General features: G+C 64.2%; 11 protein-coding genes. 8 read left to right on the forward strand and 3 right to left on the reverse strand.

Annotation, left to right across the window (positions count from 1 at the left end; all coding sequences use genetic code 11):
- Window positions 1-14: 14 nt before the first annotated feature.
- The 3 genes from cydB to J2Y41_RS18625 are packed head-to-tail and all read left to right on the forward strand — an operon-like array spanning window position 15 to window position 5562.
- Window positions 15-1091 (forward strand): cytochrome d ubiquinol oxidase subunit II, encoded by a 1077-nt coding sequence (gene cydB / locus J2Y41_RS18615; RefSeq protein WP_224167084.1) that lies wholly within the window; start codon window positions 15-17, stop codon window positions 1089-1091.
- 7 nt (window positions 1092-1098) lie between these two features.
- A complete protein-coding gene (cydD, locus tag J2Y41_RS18620; RefSeq protein WP_309930664.1) occupies window positions 1099-4530 on the forward strand; it encodes a thiol reductant ABC exporter subunit CydD in 3432 nt (1143 codons plus the stop codon).
- Window positions 4531-4539: 9 nt separating this feature from the next.
- Window positions 4540-5562 (forward strand): GNAT family N-acetyltransferase, encoded by a 1023-nt coding sequence (locus J2Y41_RS18625; protein WP_309930665.1) that lies wholly within the window; start codon window positions 4540-4542, stop codon window positions 5560-5562.
- A gap of 10 nt (window positions 5563-5572) precedes the next feature.
- Here the strand turns inward: J2Y41_RS18625 and J2Y41_RS18630 are convergent, their stop codons facing one another.
- Window positions 5573-6091: a DinB family protein gene (locus tag J2Y41_RS18630; protein ID WP_224089607.1), complete on the reverse strand. Its 519-nt coding sequence runs from the start codon at window positions 6089-6091 to the stop codon at window positions 5573-5575.
- A 128-nt stretch (window positions 6092-6219) separates the two neighbouring features.
- On the opposite strand from J2Y41_RS18630, the gene J2Y41_RS18635 reads away from it, so the two are divergent.
- Window positions 6220-6603: a VOC family protein gene (locus tag J2Y41_RS18635; RefSeq protein WP_224089609.1), complete on the forward strand. Its 384-nt coding sequence runs from the start codon at window positions 6220-6222 to the stop codon at window positions 6601-6603.
- A 115-nt stretch (window positions 6604-6718) separates the two neighbouring features.
- On the opposite strand, the gene J2Y41_RS18640 is transcribed toward J2Y41_RS18635, so the two are convergent.
- On the reverse strand, window positions 6719-9244 hold the full coding sequence (locus J2Y41_RS18640) for a DNA topoisomerase IV subunit A (protein WP_309930668.1): 2526 nt from the start codon (window positions 9242-9244) through the stop codon (window positions 6719-6721).
- Window positions 9245-9298: 54 nt separating this feature from the next.
- Between J2Y41_RS18640 and J2Y41_RS18645 the strand changes: the two genes are divergently transcribed.
- From J2Y41_RS18645 to J2Y41_RS18660, 4 genes are all read left to right on the forward strand, one after another.
- Window positions 9299-11986, forward strand: a complete 2688-nt coding sequence (locus J2Y41_RS18645; protein ID WP_309930670.1) for a GNAT family N-acetyltransferase — start codon at window positions 9299-9301, stop codon at window positions 11984-11986.
- A gap of 81 nt (window positions 11987-12067) precedes the next feature.
- The gene (locus J2Y41_RS18650) at window positions 12068-12793 is read left to right on the forward strand and encodes a DUF5998 family protein (protein WP_224089611.1); all 726 of its coding nucleotides are present in this window, start codon (window positions 12068-12070) and stop codon (window positions 12791-12793) included.
- Window positions 12790-14019: an alkaline phosphatase family protein gene (locus J2Y41_RS18655; RefSeq protein WP_396133567.1), complete on the forward strand. Its 1230-nt coding sequence runs from the start codon at window positions 12790-12792 to the stop codon at window positions 14017-14019. Before J2Y41_RS18650 ends, J2Y41_RS18655 begins: the two co-directional genes overlap by 4 nt.
- On the forward strand, window positions 14012-14776 hold the full coding sequence (locus J2Y41_RS18660; RefSeq protein WP_309930674.1) for a thymidine kinase: 765 nt from the start codon (window positions 14012-14014) through the stop codon (window positions 14774-14776). Before J2Y41_RS18655 ends, J2Y41_RS18660 begins: the two co-directional genes overlap by 8 nt.
- 60 nt (window positions 14777-14836) lie before the next feature.
- Here the strand turns inward: J2Y41_RS18660 and sepH are convergent, their stop codons facing one another.
- Window positions 14837-16228, reverse strand: coding sequence for a septation protein SepH (sepH, locus tag J2Y41_RS18665; protein WP_309930675.1), 1392 nt, complete (start codon window positions 16226-16228; stop codon window positions 14837-14839).
- Between the last annotated feature and the right edge of the window lie 80 nt (window positions 16229-16308).

A 16308-nucleotide genomic window follows, 5' to 3' on the forward strand; every position in this document is an offset into this window, starting at 1 on the left:
CAGAGGAATAGACAATGGATTTGTTGCCAACCATCTGGTTCGTGGCCATCGCAGTGCTGTGGACCGGCTATCTCTTCCTTGAGGGCTTTGACCTCGGGGTTGGCATGCTCATGAAGCTGTTTGCGCGTAACAACACGGACAGGCGCGTACTGCTCAATACCATCGGCCCTGTCTGGGACGGCAACGAGGTTTGGCTTCTCACCGCAGCCGGAGCCACGTTCGCAGCTTTCCCCCTCTGGTACGCCTCCTTGTTCTCGGCGCTCTACCTACCGCTCCTGTGCGTCCTGGTGGCGTTGATCTTCAGGGCAGTTGCCTTCGAATACCGGGGCAAGGTGGACACTGAACGCTGGCGCACCACGTGGGACTGGGCAATCGCTGTTGGATCCTTCGTGGCCGCCTTTGGCATCGGCGCAGCGCTGGCGCTCACCACCACGGGGTTGCCGCTGGACGCCAACGGGGACCGAAGCGGTGGACCGTTCGCCTGGTTCAGCGGTTACGCTCTCCTGGGCGGTTTCGGTGTTGTCGCCTTCGCCTTGGTTCATGCCCTGGCCTTCCTTGCGTTGAAGACCGACGGCGAGGTGCGGCTGCGTGCCCGCCGCTGGTTTGTGCGGCTGGTGCCGGTTGCCGTCCTGCCCATGCTCGCCTGGATGGTTGCAGTGCAGTTCCTGAGCGGCAAAGCCTGGACCTGGGTCATTGTGGTGGCTGGAGTCGCGGCAGTTGTTTTGGCCTGGCAGTGGGCCCGCAACGGTTCCGAGGGCCGGGCTTTCGCTGCGATCGGAGCTTTCGTGCTGTGCGCCACGGCATCGATCTTCGGGGCCGCGTTCCCGGTAGTTATCCCCTCAACCATGGATCCCGCGTTCAGCCTGACTATTTCCAATGCTTCCTCCTCCGACTACACGCTGGGCCTGATGAGCATCGTGGCGGCGGTCGGCCTTCCCTTGGTTATCGCCTACCAGGCCTGGACATACTGGGTGTTCCGGCGCCGTGTCAGCGCAGCGCACATTCCCCAAGCCCACGGTTTCCTTCCGGCCATCGCCGCCAAGGTGCTGGTTGCCAAGGAAAACACCGGCCCTTCCAACCCGGGAGCATAGCCGCGCCATGAAGCCCGTGTTCCCCTCCGGCCCGGCCACTCGATCCGCCCTCTACGGAATAGGCCTGCTCTCAGCCCTCAAGGCACTTTCGCTGGTTCTCATGGCGCAGGCGGTGGCGGGTGCGCTGGCCGGGTTGGCCGGAAGTCCGTCCGATTGGACCAGCGGGCTAGTGTGGGGCGCCGTCGGCGCGGTGCTGCGGTCCCTGGCTGTCTGGGGCCAGGGCGTTGCGTCGCGGCGTGCCGCGCTGGGGGTCAAGGAGGAACTGCGGGCGCAGCTCCTCAAACGCTCACTGGCCGAGGGCGGAACAACGGCGGTTGAGGGCACGAACGACGGCGGGCTGGCTATCCTCGCCACACGGGGCCTGGACGCACTGGATGACTACTACACCCAATACCTGCCGGCCCTGGTGAACTGCGCCACCGTTCCGCTGCTCATCGGTGCCCGGATACTGATTGCCGACTGGGTGAGCGCCGTGGTCATCGTATTGACCGTTCCCTTGGTGCCGCTGTTCATGATCCTGATAGGCCGCCACACGGAAGATAGCGTCAGGGACGCCCAAACCATGCTGCGCAGATTGTCCGGGCACATCCTTGAACTTGCCAAAGGCCTGCCTGTGCTGGTGGGTTTGGGACGGGCCAGCGAGCAACGCGCAGCACTTGAGGACATTTCCGAGCAATACCGCAGCCGAACCATGGTCACGCTCCGGACGGCATTCCTCTCCGCCCTTGCCCTGGAACTCATAGCAACCATCTCAGTGGCTGTCGTAGCGGTCTTCATCGGCGTGCGGCTGGTTGCCGGAGACATGGCCCTGGAAGCCGGGCTTTTGGCACTGATCCTTGCTCCTGACTGCTACTTGCCACTGCGTGAACTCGGTACCGCCCACCATGCCAGCGATGACGGCAGGGCAGCCTTGGAAACTGCCAACACCGTATTGAAGGCGCCCACGCACCAGCGTCTTATCGATACCGAGCTACTTAGCGAGAACCAGGCCTACCGGGCCGGGCTGGCTGACATTGTGGTCGCAGGCCTCACGGTGACCTACACCGGACGGTCCGCACCCGCCGTCGAACGTTTGGGCTTTACCGCGCCGGCAGGCTCCGTTACGGCGCTGGACGGAGAGAGCGGCGCCGGAAAAAGCACAATCCTGGGTGTCCTCGCGGGCCTTATCGGGCCTGGCCCCGGCGCATCCGTGACCGGCACCGTAACTGGCGTATCAACGGGTACCGTGGCGTGGGTACCGCAACACCCCGTGATGGTGGCCGACACCGTGCAGGAGGAGATGGAGCTGTACCTTGGCGGGGAAGGGACAGCGGATACTGTAGTCAACATCCTGCGGAGAGTCTCGGCTGACCACCTCGCCGCCAAGCACCCTGCCGAGCTCAGCCCGGGGGAGTTGCGCCGTGTGGCTCTTGCGCGGGGTCTGGCCCGGCTCGAGTCCGGTGCCACCGTGCTGCTCCTGGACGAGCCCACCGCACATTTGGACCACTACTCAGCCAGCGTTGTCCGCTCGACCATCACGTCCCTTCGAGGCTCTGCCACCGTAATCCTGATAGCACACGACTCCGGCACCAGGGCGCTCGCCGACCATGTAGTCCGGGTGGAGCACTTACCTGCAGCGAAGCAGCCCGCCGCCGTGGCGGAACCAAGTGCTGCCTCTACCGCCACCGTCGTTTCAACCCCCGCCTACCAGTCCGCCTCTGCTGTCAAAGCCGGGGCGAACGCACCCAATCCGGAAGCGCAGAACGCGGCCCTCCACACATCCTTGAACCAGGGATGGCTTCCCAACGTGCAACGCCTCGCGCTCGTCCTCCGACCGGTCCAGGCCAAGTTCGCCGCGGCAGGCGTGGTCGGAGTCCTCGCCGCACTCTTCGCAGTCGCCCTTTCCGGCCTGTCAGGCTGGCTCATCATCCGGGCCAGCGAACAGCCACCCATCCTCTACCTCCTGGGAGCGATCGTTGGTGTGCGCTTCTTCGGCATCGGCAGGGCCGTCCTTCGCTACTGCGAGCGGCTCCTGACCCACGACGCCATCTTTGCTGCGATGACATGCCTGCGCGGGGCGCTCTGGGCCACGCTGAGCCGCCGTGCACTCTCACTTCGCCGGCTTTTGCAGGGCGGCAACGTCCTGGGCTCGATCGTGGACGACGTTGACACACTCAGGGACCTCCTCCCGAGGGTCGCCCTCCCTCCGTTTACTGCCTTGGGCGTTGGCGCTGCGGCCATCACTGCAACTGCCATGGTGTTGCCCGTTGCCGTGCCCGCCGTTGCCTTTGCGACCTTGGTGGGACTCATTGTTGCGCCGGTCCTTGCCGTACTTGCTGACCGGAACGCCGCCAAGGCTGAGCACCAGCTGCGCTCGGTGGTGCTCCGCGGTGTTGCGGCCGCCCTCGATGCCCGCGCCGAACTAACCGCCAACGGCGTGGCCGGACGCATCCTGACCGCACTCAGCGACAAGGATCGTGCCGCTACTGTTTCGGCGCAACGTTCTGCCTGGGCCGAAGGTCTCGGCCAGGCCGTCACCGTCCTCGCCTGCTCGCTCGCCGCCCTGTGGGCGGCGCTCCTGGGCGCTGAATCTGTTCAGGATGGTTCCGCCGCTCCTGCCTTGGTTGCCGTGATCGTGCTCATGCAACTGGCCCTCGTGGAGCCTTTTTCGGCAACCGTTTCCGCCGTCCGCCAAGGCCCTGCGCTCGCAGACATCCTGGGTCGCGTGGCAGCTACCGGGGCGTTGTCCGCCTCCGCCGATGCGGTCAACGCAGATCACGACGCCGGTACGCACCCTTTGCCTGACCGCGATGGCAAGGCGGGGCTGGAGTTGAACGGAATTGCGGCTGCATGGCCCGGTGGCCCCACGGTGTTCTCAAGGGTTACCGCTGAGGCAGCGCCAGGCCGATGGCTGGCAGTCACCGGCCCGTCGGGAGCCGGCAAATCAACGCTGCTTTCCGTCCTCCTTGGCTTCCTTCCCGTGAAGGAAGGCAGGGCCCTGCTCACGGGGACAGCGGCGTGGTGCCCGCAGGAAGCCCACCTCTTCGACTCCACCATCCGGGGCAATCTCCTCCTGGCGAGGCCCGCGGGGAAGAAGCCCAACGAACAGGAAATGCATGAGGCCTTGCGGGACGTGGGGCTTGACGTGCTGGTGGAGACTTTGCCGGAGGGGCTCGACACGCGTATTGGATCAGCCGGGGCATTCCTCAGCGGTGGTGAGCGGCAGCGCCTCGCCATGGCCAGGACACTCCTGACGGGCGCGCGGGTACTGTTGCTGGATGAGCCCACGGCGCACCTGGACGCTGCTGCCGCACGCGAAATGATGGCCACCCTTCGCCGGGGTTTGCGGAACGTCACGGTGGTCTTGGTGACGCACAACCCGGAGGACATCGATCCAGCAGATGCCAGGCTGGAGCTCCCCAGCGCGGCTGGGCTGGTGAGAGTGCCTACTCCCCAGTAGCCTGTTGGCATGCCTTCTGAGGTTCCACCCCTGTTCCAACCCGATGCCAGCCAAACGGGCCTGCAGTGGCGGCCTGCCACAACTGCGGACCTTGACAACTGGGCGGAACTGATCGCCCGGACTGCCGCCGTCGAGCATCCCGTCTGGTTCGAAAAGCGTGGCGACCTTGTCCACGTCCTGGAGTCAACCAAAAATGATCCCGGGACCAACACGCTTCTGGGATTCGATGCGGATGGAGTTGCCCGCGCGTACGGAAGAATCACAAAAAACCCCGAAGGGGACAAGGCCACAGGCATGGGCTGCGTAGACCCGGACTGGCAACGCCGCGGCGTGGGGTCGGCTGTGCTCGCGTGGCAGGAAGCGCAGACCCGGAGAAGGTTTCACGCCGACAACGCAGCAGGGCGCAGTACTGCGCCGCCCCGCCTCCGCATCCAAACGGAAGAACAACACCCGCACCAGGCGGCGCTGCTCCGGGCCAGGGGCTATGACATTGTGCGCTGGTTCAACGAAATGCATCGGCCGTTGTCAGGGCCTGCTTCAATGCCTGCTCCAGCAGCACCGCTTGAGCCCGGACTGGAACTATCCACGTTTGACCCATCCCTGCACGAGGCTGTTCGCCTGGCCCACAACGATGCCTTCAGGGACCACTGGGGAAGCGAGCCACGCGACGAAGAGACCTGGCGGTTCACCGTTGAGGAACCCACGGCAAGGCCTGATTGGAGCGCCGTGGTGGTTGACGCCGCCACGGGTGAAGTGGCTGGATACCAGCTGGCCAGCCATGATCCCGACTCAGCAGCCGTCCGCGGCTACAAGGAGGGCTACACCGAGCTGCTTGGAGTCCGGCGGGCCTATCGCAGCCGGGGAATAGCGCAAGCACTGCTGGCAGACGCCCTTCGGCGATTCACCGCCGCCGGGATGGACATTGCATCCCTGGACGTCGATTCTGCAAATCCGACAGGGGCCCTGGCACTCTACCTCGGCATGGGATACAGCCCCGTGAACCGGAGCATGACGTGGGAAAAGACGCTATAGCCAGGCGCGCCTAGCCGTCAACGTCGTGGAGGTGATGGACAACATCGTGCAGGAAGTACTGCGAGAACGTGAGCACGGTGAATTCAGAACCGTTGCTTCGCCGCCCTGTACGCTGCCATTCATCCTGCACCACCCGTGCGAAGGACTCAGCGATCTGTTCCCCTTCCGCGATCAACTCGTCAGCGACGGTGCGGGGGTCCGAACGTCCATATTCGCCATCGATGGCCGCTTGGTCCTGGTCCCAATTGGCAAATTCGGCGTTGTCATCACTCAGCATCAGGTTCAGCCTCTTGTCGAAAAGGCTGAAGACATCGCGCACGTGGCATGCATATTCCAAGGGCGACCACGTGTGATCATTCGGGCGTACCGCGACGTCCTCGCGGCGCAGAACGGCGCGCCACCTCGGAAGCATGTTGAGCACAGTGCCCGGGACCGTGGACGGCGTCACGGTGGAGGCGTCAAAGCCGCATTCGGGGCAGGGCTTTGAAAGCACCCACGTCCAGTCTTTTTCGTCAGGGATGATCGGCATGCCGCCAGTCTAAGGGGTCTCCGCCGGCAATCTCAGGCAAGGGCTAAAACCTGCGTCTGTTTGCCACTGACTTCGTTGCCGCCCAGGAGTAAAGTTCGCTCCGGGGAGAGAGTCGGAAAGAGAAAAACATGCTCAAGGATCAGCAAGTGGGTGCCGTTCTTCCGGCATCGGATATTGCCCGGGCCCGCGCGTACTACAGCGAGAAACTCGGACTCGAACCAGAAAATCCAGACGCCGACGACAACCTTCAGTACAGGTGCGGAGACGGGACCGGATTCTTCATCTACCAAACATCCAATGCAGGGACCGCCAAGAATACCCAGATGGGCTGGATGGTCAGTGACGTCGCCGCCACGATGGAGGAACTCCGCGGGAAGGGTGTCAAGTTCGAGGACTACGATTTCCCAGGCCTGAAGACTGAAAACGGCATTGCAACGATGCCGGACGGAACCGCAGCAGCCTGGTTCCTGGACTCAGAGGGAAACATTCTGAGCATCAACCAAAACGGCTAATCCAGCCGGACATGGCCTGACAGGGGCAGCCTGCCAAGCCAGGGCAACAGGCAGGGCCGGCGGTCTGCAACCGCCGGCCCTGCCTGTTGTTCCTTGTGCTATTTTCGGCGGTGGCCTACTCGGTGGACACAGCCATTTCGTCCCAGGCCATGCTCGGCCCGATCGCCTCAACCGGCTGGGACAGCGGCACGCCGGAGCCGTCCCTGCGGCCGTGCTCGTGGGGCAGTGCCCTGGCTACACCGGCAGCCGATGACGCCTTTGCTGGACCGTGCCCGGCCCATGCAAGGAGCAGTGTGTCTTCACCCTTGAGGAATCGGTGGACGCGGACGCCGCCGGTGGCCCGGCCCTTCGCGGGATACTCGTCGAAAGCCGTCACCTTCGCGGTTCCGGGCGCGGTGCCTGGCAGGGCGCCGTTGGTACCGGCAATGGTCACCACGACGGCGGCAGGATCGTCGGCGCGCACGGTGCCGAAGTGAATCACCTCGTCGTCAGCGGCGAGCTTGATCCCCGCCATACCGCCCGCCGTTCGTCCCTGCGGACGCACGTTGGACGCACTGAACCGCAGCAATTGGGCCTGCTTTGTCACGAAGACGAGTTCGACGTCGTCCTCCTGTGCGGGTTCCACGGCCAGAACGGTGTCCTTGTCCTTGAGCGAAATGATTTCCCAGTCCTCACGGTTCAGCGGATACTCCGGCTGAACACGCTTCACTACGCCCTGCACGGTACCAACGGCAAGAATGGCATCCAGCGGAACCAACGCAACCAACGTCTCGCCCTTGACCAGAGTGATGAAGTCCTTGGCCGGCACTCCACCGGCCAGGTTTGGAAGGCCGCCGACAGGGGGCAGGGCGGGCATATCCATGACCTGCAGGCGCAACATCCGGCCCAGGGAAGTGACGGCGCCGATCTCACCACGGGCCGTGGTCTTCACCACTGAACGGAAGACGTCGTGCTTCGCCCGCGGACCAGCCTCGGCCAGCGGTTCCTGGTTGGTTGTCCGTGCGATCTGTCCCGACACGCTGAGGAGGGCCCAGCAGGGGTCGTCCGGGATTTCCAGGGGAAGGGCCGCGGCCTTGCCCTTGGGTCCAGGTACCGCAGCGGCAAGGGCTGCGGCGACAGTGGGGGAGACTGCCTCGGACTCCAGGAGCACGGTGCGCCGGGGAGTACCGTACTTCGTGGCGATTTCGGCCAGCTCACCGGAAACGAGGTCGCGGAGCAGCTCGTCGGAGCCAAGGATGGCCTCCAGGGCTTCGATCTCGCGGCGCAGCTCGTCCTGCTCCTTCTCCAATTCAAGGCGGGAGTACTTGGTCAGCTGCCGCAGGCGCAGTTCCAGGATGTAGTTGGCCTGGATCTCGGTGAGGTCATAGATGGACATCAGCCGCTCACGGGCTGCGGAAGCTTCATCGGAGGAACGAATGATCTGGATGACTTCGTCGATATCGACGATCGCGATCAGCAGGCCTTCCACCAGGTGCAGGCGGTCCTTCTTCTTGCCCAGCCGGAAAGCCGTCCGACGTCGGACCACATTGAGGCGGTGGTCCACGTAAACCTGCAGGAGCTGCAGCAGGCCAAGAGTCTGCGGCTGGCCGTCAACCAAGGTGACATTGTTGATGCCGAACGAATCTTCCATGGGCGAATAGCGGTACAGCTGCTGAAGGACGGCGTTGGGGTTGAACCCGTTCTTCAGCTCAATGACCAGGCGCAGGCCATGGTTGCGGTCCGTGAGGTCCACGACGTCGCTGATGCCGGTCAACTTCTTGGCGTTGACGGCGTCCTTGATCTTTTCGATGACCTTTTCCGGGCCAACCATGTAAGGCAGCTCGGTCACCACCAGGCCGGTCCGGCGGGCAGACAGCTGCTCCACTTCCACCTTGGCGCGCGTCTTGAAGGAACCGCGGCCCGTGGCATAGGCATCGCGGATGCCGTCCAGGCCCACGATGCGGCCACCCGTGGGAAGGTCCGGGCCCGGGACATACTTCATGATGTCATCCAGAGTGGCGTCCGGATTCGCGATCAGATGGCGTGCGGCGGCAATGACCTCAACGAGGTTGTGCGGAGCCATGTTCGTTGCCATGCCGACTGCAATGCCCGTAGTGCCGTTGACCAACAGGTTGGGAAACGCTGCCGGAAGGACGTCAGGCTGGGTCAACTGGTTGTCGTAGTTGGGAACGAAATCCACAACGTCTTCGTCGAGGTGGTCCGTCATGGTCAGCGCAGCCGCTGCCAGGCGCGCCTCGGTGTAACGCGGGGCGGCAGGACCGTCGTCGAGCGATCCAAAGTTACCGTGGCCATCGATCAACGGCAGGCGCAGGGAAAAGTCCTGGGCCATGCGGACCATGGCGTCATAGATCGCGGCATCGCCATGCGGATGGAGTTTTCCCATGACTTCGCCCACGACGCGCGCACTCTTGACGTGCCCCCGGTCCGGGCGCAAGCCCATGTCCGCCATCATGTAGAGGATGCGGCGCTGAACCGGTTTGAGGCCATCACGTGCGTCAGGAAGGGCTCGCGAATAGATCACCGAGTAGGCGTACTCCAGGAAGGAGCCCTCCATCTCGGAAGTGACGTCGATGTCGACGATGTTCTCGGTGAAATCGCCGAGAGGCTCGCCTTTGCGTGCGGGAGTTTGGCTGCGGGCCATGGGGTCGGTGGATCCTTAAAGATGTACTGCGGATGTTTTAGCTAGGCTAAGCCTATGGTGGATCAGCCCGGCGTCGGCATTTATCCGGAATATTGGGAGGCCGATGTCGTCCTGCGTGACGGCGGGACAGCCCATCTCCGCCCCATCCGCCCCCAGGACGCAGATGCGCTGCAGGCCTTCCACGCCGGTCAATCCCAGGCTTCCATCTACATGCGGTTTTTCTCCTTCAAGCCCAAACTGTCCGGAAAAGAAGTGCGGCGCTTCACTGAAGTCGACCATGTGAACCGGGTGGCGTTCGTCATCACTATCGGTGGCGAAATCATGGGAGTGGGCCGCTACGACCGGCTGGAGGACCCCGACGAAGCCGAGGTGGCCTTCAACATTTCAGACGCCCATCAAGGCCGCGGCATTGGCTCAATCCTCCTGGAGCATCTCGCCGCAGCCGCCCGCGAGAACGGTATTCGTCGGTTCATCGCCGAGGTCCTCCCCGAAAACCGCAAGATGCTCATGGTGTTCGCCGATGCCGGCTATGACCTCAAGCGCGGGTTTGACGACGGCGTTGTGAGCGTCGAGTTCAATATCGACCCCACCGAAAAATCGCGGGCGGTGATGGAGTCCCGCGAACACCGCGCAGAGGCCCGCAGTGTGCGCGACCTGCTGGCGCCGGCGTCGGTGGCGGTGATCGGTGCCAGCCGCAAATGGGGGACAGTAGGCTACCAACTCCTGGAACACATTATTGAGGGTGGCTTTGAGGGCCCGGTCTATGCGGTGAACCCTGAGGCCTTCGAGCTCGCCGGCATGATCTCCTTTGCCCGCTTATCGGAAATCCCCGGGCCCGTTCAACTGGCGATCATCGCAGTGCCTTACGAGGAAGTGCCCAAAGTAGTGGATGACTGCGCAGCAGCAGGCGTCAAGGGCATCGTGGTGGCAACCGCCGGATTTGCCGACGACGGCGAAAGGGGCCTCGCGCGCCAACACGAGTTGGTGCGGCGCGCCCGGGCCAATGGCATGCGGGTTATCGGGCCAGAGTCACTGGGAATACTGAACACCCATCCAGCCGTATCCCTCAACGCCTCCATGGCGCCGAGCATGCCGCCCCGAGGAGGCCTGGGCCTTTTCAGCCAGTCAGCGGCCGTGGGCGTGGCCGTCTATGCCGCGGCCAGGCGGCGCCGGTTGGGCCTGTCCACATTTCTCTCCGCCGGGAACCGCGCAGATGTCTCGGGCAACGACGCCATGCAGTACTGGGAGGACGACGCCGATACTTCCGCCGTAGGGCTCTACCTGGAGTCAATCGGGAATCCCCGTAAATTCTCCCGGCTTGCCCGCAGGTTGTCCCGGAGCAAACCGGTGATCGTCGCCAAATCCGACGTCACGGGCCTCCGCCTTCCGCCCGGACATGAAGTCCGGACCACCCAAGCACCCGCCGCAGCAGTGGACGCAATGATGAGGCAGGCAGGGGTCATCAGGGTGGGAACCATTGAGCAATTGATGGACATCGCCCAGATCGTCTCCTCCCAGGCATTGCCCGCAGGCCCCGGCCTGGCTGTCTACTCCAACTCAGTCGCCTTGGCGAAAGTCGTCGCGGACAGTGCCGGGCCCCTTGGGCTGGATGTCAACCGGTTGGTAACGGACGTCGACCTCGACGCCGGCATGTCAATCGCCCTTCCAGCGCTTCGGGCCAGCCTGCAGGCAAGCCTCGCGGACGAATCCGTCAACGCCATCGTGGCCGCACTCCTGCCTGCACGCGGACTCACGGTAGAAGCGCTCGCCGGTGTCCTGGCCGAGTGTGCGGCGGAGGCCGGCAAGCCCGTGGTAGCTGTATTCACAGGCATTCTGGACCCCTCCATCCCCGTGGAAGGAATGGTAGGCGGCTCCGATGGTCCGTTACTGCCCTGCTATTCCAATGCAGGTGCCGCAGTCAGCGCCCTGGCCGCGATCGTCCGCTACGCCCAATGGCTGGATCGCGACCAAGGTCTTTTCGTCGAGCCCGGTGGCTGCGACGTCGAAGGGACCAAGGCAACACTGGCCAGGATGCTGACCGGCGTGACGGGCGAGAAACTCCGCAAGCTCGACGCCGGTGCTGCCGCGGAACTACTCGCCGGCTACGGTATCGCCGTGGTGCCGACAATCGGCTTCGGGACACCGGAGGAAGCTGTTGAAGCAGCCGAACGCGTGGGCTGGCCAGTGGTTCTGAAGACCACTGACCCCACCCTGAGGCACCGCCTGGACCTTGGCGGCGTCCGGCTGGACATCCAGGATGCGGAGTCCTTGCTGCAGAACATCGCGCAAATGAAGCGGGCACTGGAACCCTACGGTTCGCCGTCCCTCGAAGTCCAGGCAATGGCCCCGGTAGGCCAGGCGTGCACCTTCCGCGCAATGGAGGACCCCTTGCTGGGTCCAGTGGTGTCCTTCGGCTTGGCAGGGGACGCAGTGAATCTGCTGGACGATTGGGCACACCGGGTCCCCCCGTTGTCCGCGGCAGACCTGCACGACCTCATCCGCTCACCGCGGGCTTCGAGGAAACTGTTCGGCTATCAGGGGCTCCCCGCCGTGGATGTTCCTGCCCTTGAGGACATCGCCGCCAGGCTGGCCAAACTCAAGGATGACCACCCCGGAATTGCCCTGGTGGAGTTCAACCCTGTGCTCGGAGGCCCTGAAGGTGCAACGATTCTGGGTGCCGATGTGTGGATCGGTAACGCGGCCAGGCGCACCGACAGCGCTCGCAGGGCAATGCGCGGTTAGGCGCTTCGTGCACGCCGGCGACAGGCCCAGTGGCCGGGCACGCAGTTAGGAAGTCCCCAGTGGATCTGTGAAAATGGGGGAATGAGCACCCAGTCTCCGACGCCTCAGTCCCGTCCGTCCAACGCCGGGCACCACAGCGCCCATAACCACAGCTTGCAGGGACAGAGCCTGGACCAGGCGCTGCAACAGGCTGGTTTCTACCCCCGGCTGGTGGCCGACGTCGTGGATGACGCCTTGGATGGCCGCGACTGCCTGTCACACCTGGTGCACCTTGAGACGCACTTCGATCGCGCCGAGGTTCGCCGCCACATCACAGTGCTGGTGCTCACCGAAGACATGCTGGTGATCACCCACGTTGACGATCAGCAACTGGATGAAGCCGGGGAGCAGATCGTCGCCCAGATTTCCACGGAGTCCGTACCCGTGGCACAGATCCGTTCCGTGGTCCTTAGTTACATGTATTCGCAGCCGCAGGACTACAAGCCGTCGGATCCCGTTCGGGAAATGACGGTGTCCATTGCCTGGTCCGGCGGACAGCGCCTGGATATGGGCCCGGCAAGCTGCGGTGATCCGCAGTGCGAAGCGGACCACGGCTACAGCGGAACCATTGCCCAGGAGGACATCGTCCTGCGCATCAGTGCCGAAGCGGACGGCCTCCAAGCGGTCCAGGATGCCAAGGTCTTCGCACGCGCCCTTCGTGCCGTGAACACGGCAAATCCCACACCCGTCCCACACACCGGCATCCCCGCGCCGCGGCCACGTTCGGGGGTCTTCAGCAACCGCTTGAGCCGCGGACACCAGCGTTGAGGGTGACTGCACAGGAGCACACGCAGCCAACGTCCGGTACGGCCCCGGCCCTGGACCTCCCTTCGCCCCCGCTCTTTGGGAGCAGATCGATCGCCGAAGTCTTCACCAGTGCGGCCGCGAGCATGGGCATCCCCGGATTTGCCAACCAGCTTCACCTGCCTGCCGCGCAGCGTGTCTGTGTGGTCCTCGCCGATGGGCTGGGCCGCAGTCTGCTCAAACAAAAGGCCTCGCACACGCCGTTCCTGCGGTCCATCCTGTCCAGCGGACAGGGCAGCGTCCCCAACTGGATTGATTCCGCTTTTCCCAGCACCACAGCGGCTTCCCTCGCCAGCCTGGGCACCGGGCTGCCTGCCGGGCAGCACGGCATGGTGGGCTATGACGTCCTGGATCCTTCCCAGGACAAAGTAGTGAACCTGCTTGGCAACTGGGACGCCCACGTGGACCCTGCGCTTTGGCAGCCGCACGCTACCGTGTTCGAACGCATTGGTGCCGAAGCCGACGTCGTTACCGTGAGCCTCCCGCAGTTCGGCAATTCCCCCATGACCCAAGCAGCCCTCCGGGGCAGCCGTTTCGTGGGCGGCACAAGCCTGCATGCGCGCACAGCCGCCGCAGCAGAGGCAATGTCCGGCGGCGGCCCATCCCTGATGTACTTCTACGTCAACGAGTTGGACAAAGCCGGTCACCGCTACGGCTGCCAGTCCGACCGCTGGGAACACCAACTTGAAGAGCTCGACGCCACCGTCAAGAGGCTGTCCGCAACGCTGCCCCCGGGAACCACTATCGTGCTGACCGGGGATCACGGAATGCTGGACGTCCCCGAGTCCCAGCGCATTGACTTCTCAGCTGATGCCTCACTCGTCGCCGGGGTCCGCCACACTGCAGGCGAGCCCCGCATGGTGCATCTCTACCTTGAGCCCGGCCTTCCTGAAACCCAGCGCGAGCTACTGATCTCTGCCTGGCGGGCAAGGTTTGGCGAACGCATCTGGGCTTTCACCCGTGAGCAGGCGATAGGCGCCGGGTTGTTCGGTGACGTCCAGCCGGAGGTGGCGCCGCGCATCGGCGATGTCATGATCGCCGCCCGGGATACCCTTGCCCTTTACGACACCCGCAGGGTCCGTCCGGCATCGTTGGAAGTAGTCGGCCAACATGGGTCCTTGACGAAGGCGGAGCGCGAAGTGCCATTCCTTTACTTCCCGGCGGCCGGCAAAAAGGGCAAACGTGGCTGAACTCGTCTTCTTCCCGGGCACCATGGACTGCGGTAAGTCCACCTTGGCTTTGCAAATGGACTACAACCACCGCGCGCGGGGCAGGGGCGGGGTACGTTTCAGCTGCAACGACCGCGCAGGTGATTCGACGATTTCCAGCAGGTTGGGCCTCCGGACAGACGCCGTTGAAGTCCGTACGGACACGGACTTCTGGGACGAAGTGGTTGTACGCCGGACCAGTGGGCTCCGTGTGGACTATCTGATCTGCGATGAAGCCCAGTTCTATTCCGCTGCCCAGGTGGAGCAACTGGCACGCCTGGTGGATGAGATGGAGGTGGACGTCTTCGCGTTCGGGATCACCTCGGACTTTCGAACCACCCTGTTTCCCGGCTCCCAACGTCTGATCGAACTCGCTGACAAAGTACAGGTGCTACAGGTCGAGGCATTGTGCTGGTGCGGGCGCCGGGCAACTCAAAATGCCCGAACCGTGGACGGCATCATGGTGGTGGAAGGGGACCAGGTCATGGTTGGCGATGTCGCTCCCCAGACCGCCGGCGACGCCCAGGCCATGAGCAATGAAGTTCGGACAGGGGAAGCTGCCGGCCATGAACCGGTGGTTGGCTATGAGACGTTGTGCCGACGCCATTACATGCGCCGCGTGACAGCCCACGGGGCCAACCTGATGGCCGGCGGAGACCAAACTTTGCCGTTCGACGTCGATGCCTGCCTGTGGCCCGGAGCGGGCTCCGGCACTGGCTCCGGCCTGAAGCCAAGCTAAGTGCTGGTCGCCGCGCTGGATGCTGGTCGCCGCGCTGGGTGCTAGTTGCCGCGCTGGATGCTAGTCGCCGCGGGCGCCGAAGACGATCTCGTCCCAACTGGGGATGCTTGACCGTTTTGGACGGGAGGGCTGGCGCTCTACGGGTGCCTCAGCATCCTTGTGGGTGTTATGGTCCCCGGCCTCAACGCTTGCCTTGTCCTGCGCGGCTGTCTCTGGGCGCGAGGCAGCACGATCGGACTGTGTTTGGGGGGTCGTGGCGCCGCCAAGCAGTTCGTCCAGCCCCGCCCGTTGCGTTTGGTTGGCCCCGGAATCAATTCGATCCGCATCCTTGGGATCATGAGCGCCGGCCGCCCCCGGCTTGCGGTCGGTTAAGGACGTCACGGGCCTCAGTGGGCTGGCGACAACGGTTATTTCCCGCGTCTCCGTGCTGACGCCATCGTGGAGCTTCAGTGAGTCGTCGTCGTTTGAGTCATGGTTCCGGGGCGCGAGGCTAAGCCGGGACAGCATGGACGGGCGTCCGTCCTTGCGCGCAGGCTCGGCAACGGGGGAAGCTTCCGGTTCCGGTTGATCTGCGGCGGGTTCCTCGGCCGGGTGTTGATCTTCACCGGCTGAACGCGGGTGGGCTGCGGGGACGTTGCTGAGCAGGACGGCCAGGGCGTCATCGCCGTCTTCGTCCACGCCCAGGCGCTGCCCGCGGCGTGAGCGGAGCATTTCCAGGAGGCTGTCGGACTCTTTCGCAGACGCGCGTGCCGCGGTTTCGGCGTCCGTCTCAAAGTCGAAAGGACGATCCGAGACGGCGGCAAGCCGGCGCGTAGGAACGGGCCCGTCCAGGGGCTCCAGTTCACTGAGCTGCTGGGCCCAGCGGTTGGCGTTCTGCAGGGATTTCCGCTGCGGACTGAACGTCCACATCGCGGGCGGCTCCTCGCCGATGCTGCCGTGCGTACCGGGGACCGCCTCAAAGCGCGCGACGACGGTCCAGGAACCATCCGAACGGCGCCACGAGTCCCATTCAACCGTTGAAGAATCGATGCCGTGCGCGGACAGGCGGTGGGCTACCATTTCGCCGAGTGTCGCCGGATTGTCGCCAAAGGCGGAACGATAGATGTCCTGGCCCGGGGCCGGGGAAGCTACTTCAATGTTCCTGGCCTGCTGCGCAACGTACTCACGCTCGGCCAGGACCGGGCCCTCGTAGCGTTGCACGTTGGCAAGGGGCAGCCCGGACAGCTCCGCTACCTCGGCCGCCGTCGCTCCACTGCGGATTCTGGACTGAATATCCCTGGGGGACATGGCAATCGGGGTGTTTGACGCCCGCGCAGCAACCTGGGCGGGGGTCCTGCTCGTCGCGGCACGAAGTGCCTCGTCGATCGGAAGCTGGAACATCGCACCGCCGGGTCCGCTCAGGAGCAGATGCCCGCCGTCGTCGTGGACGCCTACCAGCCGTAGATCCTGCATAACACCCTCCACCACATGGCATAACTGACATTCGAAACTCTGCCACCCCCGTTGCCCTTTTCCTACTAGGACAAAGGGCG

Origin of the sequence: Arthrobacter sp. 1088 (assembly GCF_031455315.1) — a bacterium.
In the GTDB taxonomy this organism is placed as follows: Bacteria; Actinomycetota; Actinomycetes; order Actinomycetales; family Micrococcaceae; genus Arthrobacter.

Coding starts and splice junctions, on each gene's coding strand:
- cydB (WP_224167084.1), top strand. CDS start 15: ATGGATTTGTTGCCAACCATCTGGTTCGTGGCCATCGCAGTGCTGTGG.
- cydD (WP_309930664.1), top strand. CDS start 1,099: ATGAAGCCCGTGTTCCCCTCCGGCCCGGCCACTCGATCCGCCCTCTAC.
- J2Y41_RS18625 (WP_309930665.1), top strand. CDS start 4,540: ATGCCTTCTGAGGTTCCACCCCTGTTCCAACCCGATGCCAGCCAAACG.
- J2Y41_RS18630 (WP_224089607.1), bottom strand. CDS start 6,091: ATGCCGATCATCCCTGACGAAAAAGACTGGACGTGGGTGCTTTCAAAG.
- J2Y41_RS18635 (WP_224089609.1), top strand. CDS start 6,220: ATGCTCAAGGATCAGCAAGTGGGTGCCGTTCTTCCGGCATCGGATATT.
- J2Y41_RS18640 (WP_309930668.1), bottom strand. CDS start 9,244: ATGGCCCGCAGCCAAACTCCCGCACGCAAAGGCGAGCCTCTCGGCGAT.
- J2Y41_RS18645 (WP_309930670.1), top strand. CDS start 9,299: ATGGTGGATCAGCCCGGCGTCGGCATTTATCCGGAATATTGGGAGGCC.
- J2Y41_RS18650 (WP_224089611.1), top strand. CDS start 12,068: ATGAGCACCCAGTCTCCGACGCCTCAGTCCCGTCCGTCCAACGCCGGG.
- sepH (WP_309930675.1), bottom strand. CDS start 16,228: ATGCAGGATCTACGGCTGGTAGGCGTCCACGACGACGGCGGGCATCTG.